The organism is Mycobacterium sp. Soil_C_30 (assembly GCF_057656995.1).
The window spans coordinates 75,454-92,179 of sequence record NZ_JBDGJH010000011.1; the positions used below are offsets into that span (position 1 = coordinate 75,454).

The following is a 16,726-nucleotide window of genomic DNA, read 5'->3' on the forward strand; positions in this document are numbered from 1 at the left end:
CCTTCCACACCATCGACTGAACGGATTCACACATCATGACCGAAACCCCCGCAGGCCCGCCGAAACCCAAGTGGCCGCTGTACGCCGCGCTCGGTGCAGTGGTGGTCCTCGTTCTGGCCGTCGCCGGGTTCTTCTGGCTGCGCGGTGACGAGAACAAGCACCGCCTCACCGTGGCAGCCACCCAGATCCCGCACGCCGAGATCCTCGAGTTCATCAAGAACGGCCCGGCCAAGGATGCCGGCCTGGACTTCGACATCCGGGTGTTCGACGACTACTCGCTGGGCAACCGCTGGCTCTCCGAAGGTGATATCGACGCCAACTACTTCCAGCACAAACCGTACTTCGAGGAGCAGGTGGCCGATTTCGGTTACCAGCTGCACGAGTTCCCGGGTGTGCACATCGAACCGTATGCCGCCTTCTCGGAGAAGTTCACCAATGCCGAGGACCTGCCGGACGGCGCCCGCATCAGCATCACCGACGACGGCTCCAACCAGGCCAGGGCACTGGCGCTGCTGGCGTCGAAGAATCTGGTGACGCTGCCGGCGAGCGGAGACGTCAACGTCTACACCGTAGGCAACCCGAAGAATCTCCAATTCATCGAAGCCGCACCGGATCTGCAGGCCAAGGCCGTCCCGGATGTCGACCTGGCGATCCTCAACGGCAACTACTTCCTGGAAGCCGGCTACACCCTCGACGACGCCCTGATCGTCGAGTCGATCGAGGACAACCCGTACGCCAACTTCCTGGCCAGTCGCCAGGACAACGCCGACAACCCCGACATCGTGAAACTCAACGAGTTGTTGCACAGCGATGCCACCCGCGACTTCATCAAGGAGCAGTGGCCCGGCGGGGACGTCTCACCCGCGTTCTGAGGCAGGTGCAGCGGACGTGAACCGGTAGTCGTCGAGGTCGAAGTGCCGGCTGCGCCAATCCGCGGCGAAGGTGGTCGCGGGGCGCAGTGGTACGTCCCCGTGGCTGTCGAAGTAGTAACTGTTGGCGGCGGCGCAGCTGTCCTGCCAGAAGATCTGCCGGTGCCGTTTACGCATCATCTCGGCGAAATAGCGGTCATTGGCCTCGGGGCTGACCTCGACCCGCGTTTCGTCGCGGCGGCGCGCTTCGCGCAGGCACCGCACGATGTGGCGGGTCTGGGTCTCGATCAGCGCGAAGAACGACGACCCGACGTATCCGTAGGGGCCGCAGATGGAGAAGAAGTTGGGGAAGCCGGGCACGCTGACACCTTCGTAGGCCTGCATCCGGTTCTCGGTCCAGAAGGCGGCCAGTGACCGGCCGCCGCTTCCGGTGACGGTGAAGCTGGTGGAGTCGACGTCGAGGACGTTGAAGCCGGTGGCCAGCACCAGTACGTCGAGCGCGTGGAGTTCGCCGTCGGCGGTCACCACGCCGTCGGGGTGCACCGCTTCGATGGGTGCGGTGACCAGCCGCACGTCGGCGCGGTTGAACGTCGACAGGTAGGTGTTGTGGAATCCCGGCCGTTTGCAGCCGACGGCGTAGCGCGGGGTCAGCTTGTCCCGCACCACCGGGTCGTGCACCTGGCTGCGCAGATAACTGTGGCCGAAGGCCTCGGCGCGTTTCCCCAGCGGCAGCACGGTGGCGTAGTGCGCGGTCAGCGGGAACGTCACCTCCACAAAGGCCTGGCTCAGCAGCCGCTGCACGGTCCTGGCCCCCGGCACCCGCATCGCCCAGCGCACCGGACGTGGCAACGGCAGATCCGCTTTGGGAAAGCACCAGATCGGGGTGCGCTGGAACACCGTCAGATGTGTACTGATCGGGGCGACCTCGGGGATCAGTTGTACCGCGGAGGCGCCGGTGCCGATGACGCCGACCCGCTTGCCGCTCAGATCCTGGCTGTGGTCCCAGCGCGCCGTGTGCATGGTGAGGCCGGCGAAGCTGTCCACCCCGGGGATGTCCGGCAGCTTGGGCACCGTCAGCACACCGGCAGCGTTGATGAAGAACCGCGCGGTGATCTCCTCACCCTCGGCGGTGCGTAGCCGCCAGAGGTCGTCGGCGTCGTCGAATTCGGCCGCGATGACAGTGGTGGCGAACCGGATTCGATCGTGGAGGCGATACTTGTCGACACAGTGGTCGGCATAGGCCTTCAGTTCGCGGCCCGGCGCGTACGTGCGTGACCAGTGTGGGCTCTGCTCGAAGGAGAACTGGTAGGAGAACGACGGGATGTCGACGCCGATGCCGGGGTAGGTGTTCCAGAACCAGGTGCCCCCGGCTTCGGTGGCGGCCTCGACGATCAGGTAGTCGTGCAGCCCGGCCTCATCGAGCTTGATGGCGGCGCCGATACCGGAGAATCCGGCGCCGATGATCAGGCAGTGATGGTCGGGCATCACCCCACTCTATGAGTGCAGCGCCGCCCGCAGCGCGGTTAGGCCACGATTCATCGCCTCGGTGGTGGCGGGCACGATCCCGGCGTAACCGAGATAGCCGTGCACCAGCGTCTCGGCGTGATCCAGCGTCACGGAAACCCCTGCCGCCGAGAGTCGTTCGGCGTACCCGATACCGTCGTCACGCAACGGGTCGTGTCCGGCGACGGCGATATAGGCAGGTGGCAGCCCGGTGAAGTCCGTCGCCCGCCCCGGTGCCAGGGTGGTGGGGATGGCGTCGGGGGCGGTGACATCCAGGGCCCCGGCGTACCACGCCGAGAACGCCTCGACGGCCCGCAGGTCCAGGATCGGCGCCTGAGCATTCTCGATGAACGACGGTAACGTGTTGTCCCACAACACAGTCGGATACCACAGCAGCTGAAAGGCGATGTCCACGCCGGCGTCGTCGCGGGCCAGCTGCGCCATCACCGCCGCCAGGTTGCCACCGGCCGAGTCACCGGCGACGGCCAACCGCGACGCGTCGGCCCCCAGTTCCGGCGCGTGGCTCGCCACCCAGGCGGTGGCCGCCCAGGCGTCGTCCACCGCGGCCGGATGCGGATGCTCGGGGGCCAGCCGGTAATCCACCGACACCACCACGGCGTCGGCGCCCACCGCGTGTTGACGGGCCGTGCCGTCGTGGGTGTCCAGGTCGCCGACCGCGAATCCGCCGCCGTGGAAGTAGAGCACCACCGGCAGGGCTGCGCCCGAGGACGGCGGCGTGTAGACCCTTATCGGGAGCGCCCCACCGGGCCCGTCGAGCACCAGGTCGCGCGCGGTGACCTCCGGCAGGATCGGCTGCCGCGGCAGGTCACGGAACCGCGCTCGGGCGGCCTCGACTCCGCCGTCTGTGGTCAGTTGGAAGGGAACAGCATCCAGAACTTGCTGGAGGAGGGCGTCGATAGCGGGCACGTGATCAAACGTACGGGCCGCGCCGGACGCTGCGGGCACCAGGTGGTACCACCGAAATGGCCAAGCCCAGACCGAGCGCCAGGAACTTTTCTGTTTGCCCACCGACTCTGCCCTGTCGGTGGCACCGGGTCGCCTCGCTGCGGTGCACCCTGACCGCCGGCAAACGCGGCTGGCCCGTGGGCGGATCACGAGCCGGTAGCCGGCCGAGGTGTACGCGCTGGTCTTTGGGCGATCAGGTGCCACGTGGAGGGCTCGAACGGCGGCGGCCCGGCGGGTCGATATCCGGTAGCAACGAACCCGTCACCGTGCTGTCGGCAAATCCATGGTGACCTGTCACACATTCCCGGCCGGTGGGGACAGCGGCGCAAGGCGTGAGGCGCTTCGCTGTAGCCGGTGGGGCCAAAAGGTAGCCCCCCGAAGCGGTTCCCCAGCGGCGAGAATTCTCAGTCGGATTTTTTTGTGAGGTTCCCCGTCCGGAACCGTGCGGACGTCAGGAGACAGCATGACCAGATCGGGACGCTTGCTGGCCCTGGCTCCGCTGACGGTCCTCGAACTCGGGCCGGACGAACTGGTCGAGGTCGCGGCCGCGGTGGGTTTTGATGCGGTGGGCCTGCGCCTGATCCGTGCGACGCCCGCGGAGCCGCTGCGGCCGACCATCGGCATGACGCCGTTGGTCCGCGACACCAAGCGGCGTCTCGACGACTCCGGGGTGCAACTGATCGACATCGAGGTGCTCCGGTTGACACCCGAGACCCGGATCCGCGACGACTACGGCGCGTTCCTGGAGACCGGTGCCTACCTCGGCGCGCAGCAGGTACTGGTCACCGGTTACGACCCGGACCATGGCCGGACCGCTGACAACTTTGCCGAATTGGCAGAATTGGCAACCGAATACGGCCTCACGCCGAACCTCGAACCCATGCCGTGGACCCATGTGCGCGACCTCGGCGAGGCCACCGCGGTGCTGACCCGCAGCGGGCACCACAACGTGGGTCTGCTCGTCGATGCCATCCACTACCACCGGGCGTCGAACACTCCGGCCGATCTGGGCGCCCTGCCGCTGGAGTGGATCCGATACGCGCAGATCTGCGACGCGGTGGCCGAGCCGCCGCAGAGCGTCGAGGAGCTGGTGTATCAGGGTCGTAATGCGCGACTGTTCCCGGGGGAGGGCTGCATCGAATTGATCTCGATGCTGGAGGCGCTGCCCGCCGAGATCCCGGTCAGTGTGGAGGCGCCGGTGCTCTGGAATGCGCCACCGAGGGTGCGGGCGCGGGCGGCGCAGCGCGCCTCGCGCGCCGTGCTGGAGCTGATTGACGGCGACGACCAACGGCTGCGCTACGCCTGAGCGCCGGCCCTGTGGGAACGCCGAATCCGTAGTGGAGCGCGTCCAGTACCTTTCTCTGCATGGCGTCGACGGCTGACACCCGGACAACCTCCGCCGCGTGGTCCACCAGACTGTGGCTCACCGGCGCGGTGGTGGGTGCGTGCTACGGCGTGTTCCTGGTGTTGGTCGCGCTGCGGCTGCCGGCCGGGTCGGAGCTGACGGGACAGTTCGCCGGGCAGCCCGCCTTCAAGGCCGTGATGGCGGTTCTGCTGGCCGCGGCCGCGCTGGCCTGCCCTGGGCTGCGCGAGCGGTGGCTGCTGTGTGCGGCGCTGGTGTTCTCGGCCTGCGGTGACTACCTGTTGGCGATGCCGTGGTGGGAGCCGTCGTTCGTCGGTGGTCTGGCGTCGTTTCTGGTGGCGCATCTGTGCTTCCTGGCCGCCCTGGTACCCCTGGCCCGGCCGGTGCGCTCGGCCGCCCGGGGGCGGGTGCTCGCGTCGGCGCTCGTGGTGGCGGCCTGTGTGGCACTGCTGGTCTGGTTCTGGCCGGCCCTGGCGGCGCAGGGGCTGACCATCCCGGTGGTGGCCTATATCGGTGTGCTCGCGGCGATGGTGTGCGCGGCCCTGCTGGCCCGGCTGCCCACCCCGTGGATCGCGCTGGGAGCGGTGTGTTTCGCGATCTCCGACGGGATGATCGGCGTCAGCGAATTCGTCCGGGGTGACCAGCTTCTGGCGGTCCCGATCTGGTGGGCCTACGGCGCCGCCATCGTGTTGATCACCGCGGGATTGCTCTTCGGGCGGGAACCCGCCGCTGCGTCGAACGGCTCCGCCACACCCGCGATATGAGTGCGCCGCGCCGGGCCGCCGAGCACGAACCCATCGCGCGGGTGCTGCCGATGCTGACGGTGCCCCACCTCGATCGCGATTTCGACTATCTGGTCTCGGCCGAGCAATCCGACGATGCCCAGCCCGGGGTGCGGGTGCGGGTCCGGTTTCACGGCCGTCTGGTCGACGGGTACGTCCTGGAACGGCGATCCGACACCGACCACGAGGGCAAGCTCGGCTGGCTGGACCGTGTGGTGTCGCCGGAACCGGTGCTCACCCCGGAGGTGCGCCGGCTCACCGAGGCGGTGGCCGCCCGCTATGCCGGCACCCGCCCTGATGTGCTGCGGCTGGCCATCCCGCCGCGGCACGCCAAGGTGGAGAAGGAAACACCCACTGCCACCGTGCATTCCGCGGTCATCGCCCCGGATGTCACGGGCTGGAGCAACTACGCCCGCAGCAACACCTTCCTCGAGGCGCTGCGCCACGGCCGTGCCGCCCGCGCGGCCTGGCAGGCCCTGCCCGGCGAGAACTGGGTGGACCGGTTCGCCGAGGCGGCCGCCACCACCCTGCTCGGGCATCGCAGCGTACTGGCCATCGTGCCGGACCAGCGCGATGTCGATGCCCTGCACGCGGCGATGATCCGGCACTGTGACGCCGACAGCGTGGTGGCTCTGGCCGCGGGCCTGGGGCCCTCGGCACGCTATCGCCGGTGGCTGTCGGTGCTGCGGGGGTCCGCGCGGGTGGTGATCGGCACGCGCAGCGCGGTTTTCGCGCCCGTGCACGAGCTGGGCCTGGTGCTGCTGTGGGACGACGGTGACGACACGCTGTCCGAACCCCGATCACCGTATCCGCACGCCAGGGAGGTGGCCATGTTGCGGGCCCACCAGTTGCGCTGCGCGGCGATGATCGGTGGATTCTCCCGTACGGCGGAAGTGCATGCGCTGGTGCGCAGCGGATGGGCACACGACCTGGTGGCGCCGCGCCCGGTGGTACGGGCTCACGCGCCGCGGGTGGTCGCGCTCGACGACAGCGGCTACGCCGACGAGCGCGACCCCGCAGCGCGGACCGCGCGGCTGCCCTCGATGGCGTTGCAGGCCGCGCGCTCCGCACTGGCCGCCGAGCGCCCGGTGTTGATCCAGGTGCCGCGCCGGGGTTACGTGCCGTCGCTGGCGTGCGGGCGGTGCCGCACCATCGCCCGTTGCCGACACTGCACCGGCCCGCTGTCGCTGACCGGGCCGGTCGGTGACCGCGGAATCGCGGTGTGCCGCTGGTGCGGTCGCGCCGAGGCCGCGCTGCGGTGTGCGCGGTGCGGCTCCGATGCCGTCCGGGCGGCAGTGATCGGTGCCCGCCGCACCGCGGAGGAGTTGGGCCGCACGTTTCCCGGGGTGCCGGTGTTCACCTCGTCGGGGGAGTCGATGCTCTCGACCGTCGACGCCGGCCCTGCGCTGGTGGTCGCCACCCCGGGCGCCGAACCCAGCGCAACGGGCGGTTACGGCGCGGCGCTGCTGCTCGACAGCTGGGCGTTGTTGGGCAGGCAGGACCTGCGCGCCGGTGAGGACACCCTGCGCCGGTGGATGGGGGCGGCGGCGCTGGTGCGTCCGCGCGGGGACGGCGGCACCGTGGCGGTGGTGGCGGAGGCGGCGATCCCCGCCGTACAGGCGCTGATCCGCTGGGATCCGGTGGGCCACGCCGATTCCGAACTGGACGGGCGTGGCGATGTCGGCCTGCCGCCGTGTGTGCACATGGCTGCCCTGGACGGCACCGGCGCGGCGGTCTCGGCGCTGCTGGAGGACGCCCACCTGCCCGAGGACGCCGATGTACTGGGGCCGGTGGAGTTGCCCCCGGGGGTGCGCCGCCCGGCCGGGGCCAAGGATGACGACGACGTGATCCGGATGCTGGTGCGGGTGGGCCGCAACGAAGGTCTGCCGTTGGCCGCCGCGCTGCGCCGGGCCGCCGGGACCCGCAGCGCGAAGAAGGACAACGAGCCGGTCCGGGTGCAGATCGACCCGCTGCACATCGGCTGAGCCGCCGGGCTCAGCCCGCCGAGGCGTCCAGCGCCGGCTTCCTCGATGCCGCGGCGAGCATGTCGACGACGGCGCCGATGTGTGGTTCGCGCACGATGGAATGGTGATCGCAGTCGACAGTCCGGATGTCGAGGTCTCCGGTGAGGATGCGGGGCCACAGGCTCGGGTCGTCCTGGTTGAGATGGCTCAGGATCAACAGCGCGCGCCCGTCCCACGGTTGTGGGCGGTGGAAGAACACCGACATCATCCCGACTTCCTCGGTGGCGAGCGTGCGGCGCTCGTAACCGCCGAAGAACAGGCCGGCCAACGGGAAACGTCGTTGCCGGTCCCACCAGACGCGCCAGTCGGCGTCGACGTTGGAGTGCAACGTCACCTCGGTGTCCGGCCTCTCGCGCTTGGCGTCCTGGGCCACCTTCGGCGGCACCCACGGGTCGAGCATGACCACCATCTCGACGGCGGCGCCCTGACCCTCGAGCAGCCGCGCCACCTCCAGCGCGACGTGGGCCCCCAGCGAATGCCCGATCAGGGTGTACGGCCCCTCCGGTTGGATGCGGCGCACATCGGCGACGTGGCGGCGGGCGGCCCGCCGGACGGAGAAATCGGGAATCGCGCGCCGGCCCAAGCCTTGTGGCTCGAAGGCGTAGACCGCGGTGTCGTCGCCCACGTGTTCGGCCAGCGGTGCGAAGCACAATGCCGACGCGCCGGCGCCGGTGAAGCAGAACAACGGTGTGCCCCGCGTGCTCGCCGACACCGCCCGCAGGGCGACGGTGGTCGGGTTGAGCACCTGCTGTGCCGGCGTCAGATGCCGACCGACGGCGATGCGCGCCGCGAACTGCGCGACAGTGGGGGCGCCGGCCAGATCCGAGGGTTGCAGCGCCAGTCCGTGAGAGTCCTTGAGCGCCACCAACATCTGAGCCACCGACATCGAGTCACCGCCCAGGGCGTAGAAGCTGTCGGACCGGCCCACCGACTCGATGTGCAGCACGTCGGCCCAGATCCGGCTGACCAGCTTCTCGAGGTGTCCGCGTGGCGGATCGAAGAGGGGACGGCACGGTCGCGGCAGGGCGCTGCGGTCGATCTTGCCGCGATCGCCGCGGGGCAGGGCGGGCAGCGTCACGATGTGCGCGGGCACCATCCAGGGGGGCAGATCCCGGTGTAAGCGGGTGCGCAGGTCGGCCACCGCCGGGGTGCGGCTGGTGGTGCTGGGTGCGACATAGGCAGTCAGGGCGGCGGGTAGGCCGCGGTCGGCGACCACCACGGCCTCCCGGATGTCGTCATAGGACAGCAGGGTGACTTCGATCTCGGCGGGCTCGACGAGATAACCGCGGATCTTGACGGTGCTGTCGGCGCGGCCCGACAACACCAGGTTGCCGTCGGCGTCCCAGCGGCCGATATCGCCGCCGGCGTAGGTGGTGGTGCCATCCGGGTTCGCGGTGAACGACGCTGCCGCCGCCGTCGGATCCAGGTAGCCCCCACCCAGATGCCGCGAGCTGATCGAGACCGAGCCGTCATCGCGGACGTCGATCTGCTTGTGCGGTGACGGGATTCCGATGGGAATCACGCCGTGCGGCAGCGGCGACCGCGGATGGATGTCGTGGCTGGCGATGGCGAGCGTCTCGGTGGAGCCGGCCCAGTTGGTCATCACGGCATTGGGTGCGACCTCGCGCGCCAGCCGGATGTGCCGGGCGTGCAGGGGCTCCCCGGTGGCCACGATGCGGGTGATCCCGGCCAGCGTGACGCCCTGGGCCGCGGTGTGCAGGACGTCGATGAACGCCGGTGTGCAGGTGATGATCTCGGCGCCGGACGAGTCGATGCGGGCGAAGGCCTCGCGGCCGGTGTGCTCGCGCGGGTCGACCCCGATGATCTCGGCCCCGCCGAGCAGCGAGCCGATCAGCACGTTGAGTCCGCCGGCGAAACTGATCGGCATGCACAGCGCCACCTTGCGGCCGTCGGCGAGGCCGAAGCGGTGGTTCAGCAGCTGAGCGTCGGCCAGCCACAGACCGTGGGTGTGCCGCACGGCCTTGGGAGTGCCGGTGGAACCCGAGGTGAACTGGATACTCGTCACGTCCGCGATGCCGGGTTCCTCGAGGGGTGCCGCACCCGAGACCGTGCCCCGTCCCGGGGCATCGGTTTCCTGATCGACCCACGAAACGTCGTAACCGTGCTCGCGCAGAATCGTGGCGATGGTCTCGGTCCGGTTGGCCGGTGTGGCCGGGTCCACGGTGACCACGGTGGTCCGCGCGGCGAACAGGCCGAGAATCATCGACACGGTCGCGCCGTCGAGTGAGGCCCTGACCAAGGCTGCCGGGGACGTGAGGTGCTGTGGTCGGGACTCGGCCCAGCGATTCACCGCGGTCTGCAACTCGCCGTAGGTGATGGTCTGTGCAGCCGTGCGCAGCGCCACCTGATCGGCGCGCGCCGTGGTCGTCGCGGCCAGGTGCGCGTTCACCGAGCGGTACTCGATGGGCAGTTCGGGTGGGACGGTGAAGCGGTCGTGGGCGACGGCCGGCTCCGGGCCCGGTGCCGGCGTGGCCGTGTCCCGGGCACGCAGCCGCGACCACAGCCGGGCGAGCGCGGCGCAGATCGCCACCAACGCCGCCACCCACAGCGCCTGCGCCCGCGCCCAGGGCGACGAGCCCGTCGATGCGTCGTCGCGGGTGAAGTCGGACCGGGTCATGATGCGGGCATCCCATCGCGATAGTGGCGAACCCCAGCGACAGTGAAGAGCTCGCGAGAACTTTGGGAAGGGTAACCTAACCATTGATTACCAGCAACCTCGTTGCCGATTCGGACGCCGTCTCGGGTACGCCGACGGACCAGCTGCACATAAGGTGAGGCCCAGGGCTGCAGACGGAGGCACGGCATGGGGTGGTTCTGGCGGATCGCCAGGTGGTCGATCCTGTTGGCGCTCACGGTTTTCGCCGTACTGTGGCCACTGCTGTTCACCGGCCCCTCCTCGCCGGGCACCCTTGCCGAGGATCCGGTGGTGTTCACCGACTACTCGGCCGAGTTCGTCATCGACCGGGACGGCAACCTCGACGCGACGGAGGCCATCGTCGCCGAGTTCCCCGACGACCGGCACGGACTCTTCCGCTACTGGGATGTGGCCAACCAGAACGATTCGCGGGTTCGGCAGGAGCCGGAGAACATCTCGATCACCCTCGACGGCGATCCGGTCAGCTACCAGATGCTGTGGGAGGACGGCGAGCGGTTCCGGGTGGCCAAGATCGGCGATCCCGACCGGTACCTCGACGCCGGAACACACGTGTTCGAGGTCCGTTACACCATCGCCGGTGTGCTGGACCCGTCCCGCACCGGTGCCGGTAAGACATTCGCCACCCGGAACGGAATCCCGGACGTGGCTTCGTCGATCTTCTACTGGAATGTCATCCCGCCGGGGTGGAACAACGTCATCGAACGGGCGCGCATCTCGGTGAGCCTGCCCGGACCGGTGCCCGGGGCGCAGTGCAGTGTGGGACACGGCACCGGCGAGGCGTGCGATCTCCTGGAAGTCGATGGCGACACGGTGTCCGTCCGGGCCGGCGATCTGGCGCCGCGCACCCCCATCACCGTGCGCGCCGGGGTGGAGGTGCCCACTCCGCCGCGCGCCGAGGTGCCGTGGTCCTTTGCCTGGGACCGGGTACTCGGGCGTTCCGAGGCGACGCTGGTGTGGGTGGCCGCGTTCACCGCTGTCGGCGCCGCCCTCGCGGTGGGCCTGTTCCGCATGACGGTGGAGAAGCCCCCCGGTTTCCCGCTGCAGTACGCACCGCCGGAGGGGCTGGGGCCGGTGCAGTTCGAGTACATCCGCATCGAATCGGTGCCCAAGAACGGGCTCACCGCGACGCTGTTCCATCTGGCCGAGCGTGATCTGGTCGAGCTGCACCAGGTCAGCGAGACCAAATGGGCGGTTCACGGCCGGGCCGAACCGGGGGCCTGGGGGTCGGTGGATCCGGTCGGCGTCGCTGTCGGTTCGGCGCTGAAGGTGATGCGACCCGGAACCGAGTTCCACGCCAACGGCACCGAAACCGCCGGAAAGAAACTCTCGAAGGCCAAGAAGGACATGGCCGATGCCGTCGAGAAGTGGGCCTTCGAGAACGGGCTGCTGGTGAAGCGCCGCGGTGAGCTGTGGGTGCGTGCCGCCAACGCGCTGGCCCTGCTCCTAGCGGTCATGGCAGGCCTGCGCTGGGGGTTCGCCGGCACGGTCTGGGTGGTGCCGTTCGCGGTGGTCTTCGTGCTGACCGCACGATCGTGGCGGGCCGGCGTTGGGAGCCGGCGCACCCCGGCGGGGCGCGAACTGTGGTCGCGGGCAGGCGGATTCCACCGTATGCTGGCCACCGATTCGGCCGAGGCGCGTTTCGACTTCGGTGCTCGCCAGGATCTCTACTCCGCCTACGTTCCCTACGCGGTGGCCGCGGGTGTCGCGGCGCTGTGGGCGCAGAAGTATCAGGCGACCACCGGAGTGCCTGCGCCGCAACCGAACTGGTACTACACCGCCGGCGGGCATCAGACACTGGTCGGCAGCTCGGGCCCGGATTTCGACAGTTTCGAATCAGCGCTGTCCTCCTCGATCAGCGCCTACACCGCATCGCAGTCCTCGAGCAGCAGTGGCGGCGGCAGCAGCAGTGGTGGCGGTGGCGGTGGTGGGGGCGGCGGAGGAGGAGGCGGTTCATGGTGACGCTGGTGCTGGTCCTGGTGCTGGTGATAGCAGTGGCGGTGCTGGTCGTGTTCGTGACCGGCTACAACAAACTGCGCGCGGCCGACGTCCGCGTCGCGGAGGCCCTGGGCGGTATCGATGTCGAACTCACCCGCCGGGCCTCGCTGATTCCGAGTCTGGTGCACACCGTGCAGTCGTTCGCCGCACACGAGCAGGGGATCCTCGAGCGGGTCACGGTGGCGCGGGCGGCGCTGGATTCGTCGGTGCACGGACCGTCGGTGGCCCAGCGCAGCGCTGCCGAACAGCAGTTGGACGCCGCGCTGGGGCAGGTGCTGGCGCTCGGGCAGTCGTATCCGCAGCTGAACTCGTCGAACAACTTCCTGGACCTGCAACGCAACCTCACCGACACCGAGAACAAGCTGGCTTTCGCGCGGCAGTACTACAACGATGCGGTGGCGACGGTGAACAAGCTGGTCAGCACCATCCCGTGGATGTACGTCGCCGGCCGGGCGGGCGTCTCCGAGCGCGAGTACTACCAGACGCCCCGGTAGGGGACGGCCGTCACCGTCTCTAGACTGGCTCGGTGCGTCTCGTGTTCGCCGGTACCCCGGAGCCCGCCCTGCCGTCGCTGCAGCGGCTGATCGACTCGCCGCGCCACGACCTGGTGGCGGTGTTGACCCGTCCCGACGCGGTGTCCGGGCGGCGCGGCAAGCCCACGCCGTCGCCGGTGGCGCAGCTGGCCGCCGACCACGGCATCCCGGTGCTGCGGCCGGCCAAACCCAACGCGCCGGAGTTCGTCGCCGAACTGGCCGAGCTCGAACCCGAATGCTGCCCGGTGGTGGCCTTCGGCGCGCTGCTGGGAGCCGATCTGCTGGCGACACCTGCGCGCGGCTGGGTCAACCTGCATTTCTCTTTGCTGCCCGCCTGGCGTGGAGCCGCGCCGGTACAGGCCGCGATCGCCGCCGGTGACGAACTGACCGGGGCCAGCACCTTCCAGATCGAGCCCAGCCTGGACTCGGGCCCGCTCTACGGGACGGTCACCGAACCCGTCAAACCCACCGATACCTCCGGCGATCTGCTTGCCCGCCTTGCCATTTCGGGTGCCGCACTGTTGGAGTCGACGCTGGACGGCATTGCCGAGGGAATCCTGCGACCGGTGCCTCAACCCGCCGAAGGGGTGAGCTTCGCCCCGAAGGTCACCGTCGAAAGTGCCCGGGTGCGTTGGGATCTGCCGGCACACGTGGTGGACCGCAGGATCCGCGCGGTGACTCCCAAACCCGGTGCCTGGACCATGATCGCCGACACCCGGATCCGCGTCGGGCCCGTCACGCCGATCGACGACGACCCGGGCCTGGCGCCCGGTCAATTGCAGGTGCAGCGACGTCAGGTGCTGGTGGGTACCGCATCGGGGCCCGTGGCCCTCGGAACCGTCCAGCCGCCGGGCAAAAAACCGATGAATGCCACCGACTGGGCGCGCGGCGCCCGTCTCGACGAGACGGCCCGGGCATCATGAGCGCGCGACCGCCGCAGCGCGCTAAACGCAGCGGGCCGCCGAAACGGCCGAACCGCACCCCGCTGGATCCGGCGCGCCGGGCCGCCTTCGACGTTCTGCGGGCGGTGTCGGACAACGATGCCTACGCCAACCTGGCGCTGCCCGCGCTTCTACGGGACCGGTCGATCACCGGCCGCGATGCGGCCTTCGCCACCGAACTGACCTACGGCACCTGCCGTACCCGGGGACTGCTGGACGCCGTGATCAGTTCGGCCGCCGGCCGCCCGATCACCCAGATCGATCCGGTGCTGCTGGATCTGTTGCGGTTGGGTACCTACCAGCTGTTGCGCACCCGGGTCGAACCACACGCGGCCGTGGCCACCACGGTGGATCAGGCGGGGATCGAATTCGACAATGCCAGAGCCGGATTCGTCAACGGTGTGTTGCGCACCGTGACCACCCGTGACGAGCAGGGCTGGGTGAACGAACTGGCTCCGCCGGCCGCGACGGATCCGGTGGGGCGGCTGGCCTTCACCCACGCCCACCCGCGCTGGATCGCGCAGGCTTTCGTGGACGCACTCGGGACACGGGCAGGCGAACTGGAGCAGCTGCTGCGCAGCGACGACGAACGACCGGTGGTGCATCTGGCCGCACGACCGGGAGAGCTGACCGCAGCGGAACTGGCGGACGCGACCGGCGGTCAGGCCGGGCGCTTTTCGCCGTATGCGGTGTATCTGTCCGGGGGTGATCCCGGCAGCCTCGCATCCGTGCGTGACGGCCATGCCCTGGTGCAGGACGAGGGCAGCCAACTGGTGGCCCGGGCGTTGACGTTGGCACCGCTGGAGGGGCCGGACCAGGGGCGGTGGCTGGATCTGTGTTCGGGCCCCGGCGGCAAGACCGCGATGATCGCGTCGCTGGCACCCGAGGGTGCCGTGGTGACCGCGGTCGAACCCGCCGAGCGCCGTGCTGATCTGGTGGAGCAGAACACGGCGGGGCTGCCGGTGCAGGTGGTGCGCCGCGACGGGCGTGACAGCGGGCTGGAGCCGGGCTTCGATCGGGTTCTGGTGGACGCGCCCTGTACCGGCCTGGGGGCGCTGCGGCGCCGTCCCGAAGCGCGGTGGCGCCGCACCCCTTCAGACGTGCCGGCGTTGACGAAGCTGCAACGCGAACTGCTGGCCGCCGCGATCGCACTGACCCGGCCGGGCGGAGTGATCCTGTACGCCACCTGTTCACCGCACCTGGCCGAGACGGCCGGGGTGGTGGCCGACGCGCTGCGGCGTCATCCGGTGACGGCGCTGGACACCCGGCCGCTGTTCACCCCCGTCGACGATCTCGGTGACGGCCCCCACGTGCAGCTGTGGCCGCACCGGCAGGGCACCGACGCAATGTTCGCCGCTGCGCTGCGCAAGGGCCTTTAAGGTGGGCTCCATGCGTTCGTCCTCGGAGCCGCTCATCGCGCCGTCCATCCTGTCCGCTGATTTCGCTCGCCTCGCCGATGAACTGACGGCCATCAAGGGTGCCGACTGGGTGCACGTGGATGTGATGGACGGTCACTTCGTGCCCAACCTGACCCTGGGACTGCCGGTGGTGGAAAGCCTGCTCAAGGCCACCGACATCCCGATGGACTGTCATCTGATGATCGACGATCCCGGTCGCTGGGCGCCGCCGTACGCCGAAGCCGGGGCCTACAACGTGACCTTCCACGCCGAGGCCACCGATGATCCCGTAGCTGTGGCACGGGACATCCGCGCCGCCGGCGCCAAGGCCGGGCTGTCGGTGAAACCGAACACCCCGCTGGAGCCGTACCTGGAGATCCTGCGTGACTTCGACACGCTGCTGGTGATGTCGGTGGAACCCGGCTTCGGCGGGCAGAGCTTCATCCCCGACGTGCTCGACAAGGTCCGCACCGCACGCCGGCTGGTCGATTCCGGCGAGCTGACGGTGCTCGTCGAGATCGACGGCGGTATCAACGCCGACACCATCGAGATGGCCGCCGAGGCCGGTGTCGACTGCTTTGTCGCCGGATCGGCGGTCTACGGTGCCGAGGACCCCGCGGCGGCGGTGGCAGCCCTGCGTCGCTCCGCGGGTGCCGCCTCGCCTGCGCGATGACGCCGGAGGCCGCGATGCGCCTGGCCATCGAGCAGGCGGAGCTGGTCAAAGGCACGACCTACCCCAACCCTCCGGTGGGGGCGGTGATCCTGGACCGCGACGGCGAAGTGGCCGGGGTCGGGGGCACCGAAGCGGTGGGCGGGGCTCATGCCGAGGTGGTGGCGTTGCGGGCGGCCGGGCAGCGGGCCGCCGGAGGCACCGCGGTGGTGACCCTCGAGCCCTGCAATCACCACGGCCGGACCCCGCCCTGTGTGGATGCGCTTCTGGCGGCGGAGGTTTCGGCGGTGGTGTACGCCGTGTCCGATCCGAACCCGGTGGCCGCCGGGGGCGCCGACCGATTGCGCAGTCATGGTGTCGACGTGCAGACGGGCCTGGACGCCGACGCGGTGTCGGGCGGCCCGCTGCGCGAGTGGCTGCACCGGCAACGCACCGGCCGACCACACCTCACCTGGAAATACGCTGCGAGCATCGACGGCCGCAGCGCGGCTGCCGACGGCTCCAGCCAGTGGATCACCGGAGAGACCGCGCGCGCCGATGTGCACCGGCGGCGGGCACACGCCGACGCGATCGTGGTCGGCACCGGAACCGTGCTGGCCGACGATCCGACGCTGACGGCGCGGCTACCCGACGGATCGCTGGCCGGGCATCAGCCGTTGCGGGTGGTGGTCGGTGAACGGGAGATCTCGTCGGAGGCCAACGTGCTCAACGACGACTCGCACACCATGGTCATCCGCACCCACGACCCGAATGAGGTGCTCAAGGCGCTGTCGGACCGGACCGACGTCATGCTCGAAGGCGGTCCCACGCTGGCCGGTGCGTTCCTGCGGGCCGGTCTGGTGGATCGGATCCTGGCGTATGTCGCCCCGATCCTGTTGGGCGGGCCGATCACCGCCGTCGGTGATGTCGGAGTGCCCTCCATCGGGCGGGCCCGGCGCTGGCAGTTCGACGGGGTGAGCGCGATGGGCGCCGACCTGTTGATCTCCCTGGTGCCGGAGGCCTGATC

The 16,726-nt window shown here is 69.7% G+C and carries 13 protein-coding genes; 10 read left to right on the plus strand and 3 right to left on the minus strand.

The window, feature by feature from the left end; translation table 11 throughout:
- The first annotated feature begins 35 nt into the window (after positions 1-35).
- On the plus strand, positions 36-872 hold the full coding sequence (locus AC3A6P_RS20675; RefSeq protein ID WP_487693586.1) for a MetQ/NlpA family ABC transporter substrate-binding protein: 837 nt from the start codon (positions 36-38) through the stop codon (positions 870-872).
- Here AC3A6P_RS20675 and AC3A6P_RS20680 read toward each other — a convergent pair.
- Both AC3A6P_RS20680 and AC3A6P_RS20685 read right to left on the minus strand, forming a co-directional pair.
- Positions 858-2,354: a flavin-containing monooxygenase gene (locus AC3A6P_RS20680; RefSeq protein ID WP_487693587.1), complete on the minus strand. Its 1,497-nt coding sequence runs from the start codon at positions 2,352-2,354 to the stop codon at positions 858-860. The genes AC3A6P_RS20675 and AC3A6P_RS20680 overlap by 15 nt on opposite strands.
- A 9-nt stretch (positions 2,355-2,363) precedes the next feature.
- Positions 2,364-3,299 (minus strand): alpha/beta hydrolase, encoded by a 936-nt coding sequence (locus AC3A6P_RS20685; RefSeq protein WP_487693588.1) that lies wholly within the window; start codon positions 3,297-3,299, stop codon positions 2,364-2,366.
- A 502-nt stretch (positions 3,300-3,801) separates the two neighbouring features.
- Between AC3A6P_RS20685 and AC3A6P_RS20690 the strand changes: the two genes are divergently transcribed.
- Genes AC3A6P_RS20690 through AC3A6P_RS20700 form a run of 3 tightly spaced genes read left to right on the plus strand, consistent with a single transcriptional unit; the run spans position 3,802 to position 7,468 of the window.
- Positions 3,802-4,644 carry a sugar phosphate isomerase/epimerase family protein gene (locus AC3A6P_RS20690; RefSeq protein ID WP_487693589.1) on the plus strand — a complete coding sequence of 281 codons (843 nt, stop codon included), beginning with the start codon at positions 3,802-3,804 and terminating at the stop codon, positions 4,642-4,644.
- 59 nt (positions 4,645-4,703) lie between these two features.
- Entirely contained in the window at positions 4,704-5,465 is a 762-nt protein-coding gene (locus tag AC3A6P_RS20695; RefSeq protein WP_487693590.1) for a lysoplasmalogenase, read from the plus strand.
- Complete coding sequence (locus AC3A6P_RS20700) at positions 5,462-7,468, plus strand: primosomal protein N' (protein ID WP_487693591.1); 2,007 nt, start codon at positions 5,462-5,464, stop codon at positions 7,466-7,468. The genes AC3A6P_RS20695 and AC3A6P_RS20700 overlap by 4 nt, the downstream gene beginning before the upstream one ends.
- Positions 7,469-7,478: 10 nt before the next feature.
- Here the strand turns inward: AC3A6P_RS20700 and AC3A6P_RS20705 are convergent, their stop codons facing one another.
- Complete coding sequence (locus AC3A6P_RS20705; RefSeq protein WP_487693593.1) at positions 7,479-10,145, minus strand: alpha/beta fold hydrolase; 2,667 nt, start codon at positions 10,143-10,145, stop codon at positions 7,479-7,481.
- Between the two features lie 186 nt (positions 10,146-10,331).
- Here AC3A6P_RS20705 and AC3A6P_RS20710 point away from each other — a divergent pair, with 186 nt between their 5' ends.
- From AC3A6P_RS20710 to ribD, 6 genes are read left to right on the plus strand one after another with little or no spacing between them, the layout of a single operon-like run.
- Positions 10,332-12,143: a DUF2207 domain-containing protein gene (locus AC3A6P_RS20710; protein ID WP_487693595.1), complete on the plus strand. Its 1,812-nt coding sequence runs from the start codon at positions 10,332-10,334 to the stop codon at positions 12,141-12,143.
- On the plus strand, positions 12,137-12,673 hold the full coding sequence (locus AC3A6P_RS20715; protein WP_487693596.1) for a LemA family protein: 537 nt from the start codon (positions 12,137-12,139) through the stop codon (positions 12,671-12,673). Before AC3A6P_RS20710 ends, AC3A6P_RS20715 begins: the two co-directional genes overlap by 7 nt.
- Positions 12,674-12,705: 32 nt before the next feature.
- Positions 12,706-13,635 carry a methionyl-tRNA formyltransferase gene (gene fmt, locus AC3A6P_RS20720; protein WP_487693598.1) on the plus strand — a complete coding sequence of 310 codons (930 nt, stop codon included), beginning with the start codon at positions 12,706-12,708 and terminating at the stop codon, positions 13,633-13,635.
- Positions 13,632-15,032 (plus strand): RsmB/NOP family class I SAM-dependent RNA methyltransferase, encoded by a 1,401-nt coding sequence (locus AC3A6P_RS20725; protein ID WP_487693599.1) that lies wholly within the window; start codon positions 13,632-13,634, stop codon positions 15,030-15,032. Before fmt ends, AC3A6P_RS20725 begins: the two co-directional genes overlap by 4 nt.
- A gap of 10 nt (positions 15,033-15,042) precedes the next feature.
- Positions 15,043-15,723, plus strand: coding sequence for a ribulose-phosphate 3-epimerase (gene rpe, locus AC3A6P_RS20730; protein ID WP_487693600.1), 681 nt, complete (start codon positions 15,043-15,045; stop codon positions 15,721-15,723).
- Positions 15,720-16,724: a bifunctional diaminohydroxyphosphoribosylaminopyrimidine deaminase/5-amino-6-(5-phosphoribosylamino)uracil reductase RibD gene (ribD, locus tag AC3A6P_RS20735; protein WP_487693602.1), complete on the plus strand. Its 1,005-nt coding sequence runs from the start codon at positions 15,720-15,722 to the stop codon at positions 16,722-16,724. Before rpe ends, ribD begins: the two co-directional genes overlap by 4 nt.
- The last annotated feature ends 2 nt before the right edge of the window (positions 16,725-16,726 follow it).

Bases quoted from the DNA above. Each gene is read 5' to 3' on its own strand.
- AC3A6P_RS20675 (WP_487693586.1), top strand. From the start codon at position 36: ATGACCGAAACCCCCGCAGGCCCGCCGAAACCCAAGTGGCCGCTGTAC.
- AC3A6P_RS20680 (WP_487693587.1), bottom strand. From the start codon at position 2,354: ATGCCCGACCATCACTGCCTGATCATCGGCGCCGGATTCTCCGGTATC.
- AC3A6P_RS20690 (WP_487693589.1), top strand. From the start codon at position 3,802: ATGACCAGATCGGGACGCTTGCTGGCCCTGGCTCCGCTGACGGTCCTC.
- AC3A6P_RS20695 (WP_487693590.1), top strand. From the start codon at position 4,704: ATGGCGTCGACGGCTGACACCCGGACAACCTCCGCCGCGTGGTCCACC.
- AC3A6P_RS20700 (WP_487693591.1), top strand. From the start codon at position 5,462: ATGAGTGCGCCGCGCCGGGCCGCCGAGCACGAACCCATCGCGCGGGTG.
- AC3A6P_RS20705 (WP_487693593.1), bottom strand. From the start codon at position 10,145: ATGACCCGGTCCGACTTCACCCGCGACGACGCATCGACGGGCTCGTCG.
- AC3A6P_RS20710 (WP_487693595.1), top strand. From the start codon at position 10,332: ATGGGGTGGTTCTGGCGGATCGCCAGGTGGTCGATCCTGTTGGCGCTC.
- AC3A6P_RS20715 (WP_487693596.1), top strand. From the start codon at position 12,137: ATGGTGACGCTGGTGCTGGTCCTGGTGCTGGTGATAGCAGTGGCGGTG.
- AC3A6P_RS20725 (WP_487693599.1), top strand. From the start codon at position 13,632: ATGAGCGCGCGACCGCCGCAGCGCGCTAAACGCAGCGGGCCGCCGAAA.
- rpe (WP_487693600.1), top strand. From the start codon at position 15,043: ATGCGTTCGTCCTCGGAGCCGCTCATCGCGCCGTCCATCCTGTCCGCT.
- ribD (WP_487693602.1), top strand. From the start codon at position 15,720: ATGACGCCGGAGGCCGCGATGCGCCTGGCCATCGAGCAGGCGGAGCTG.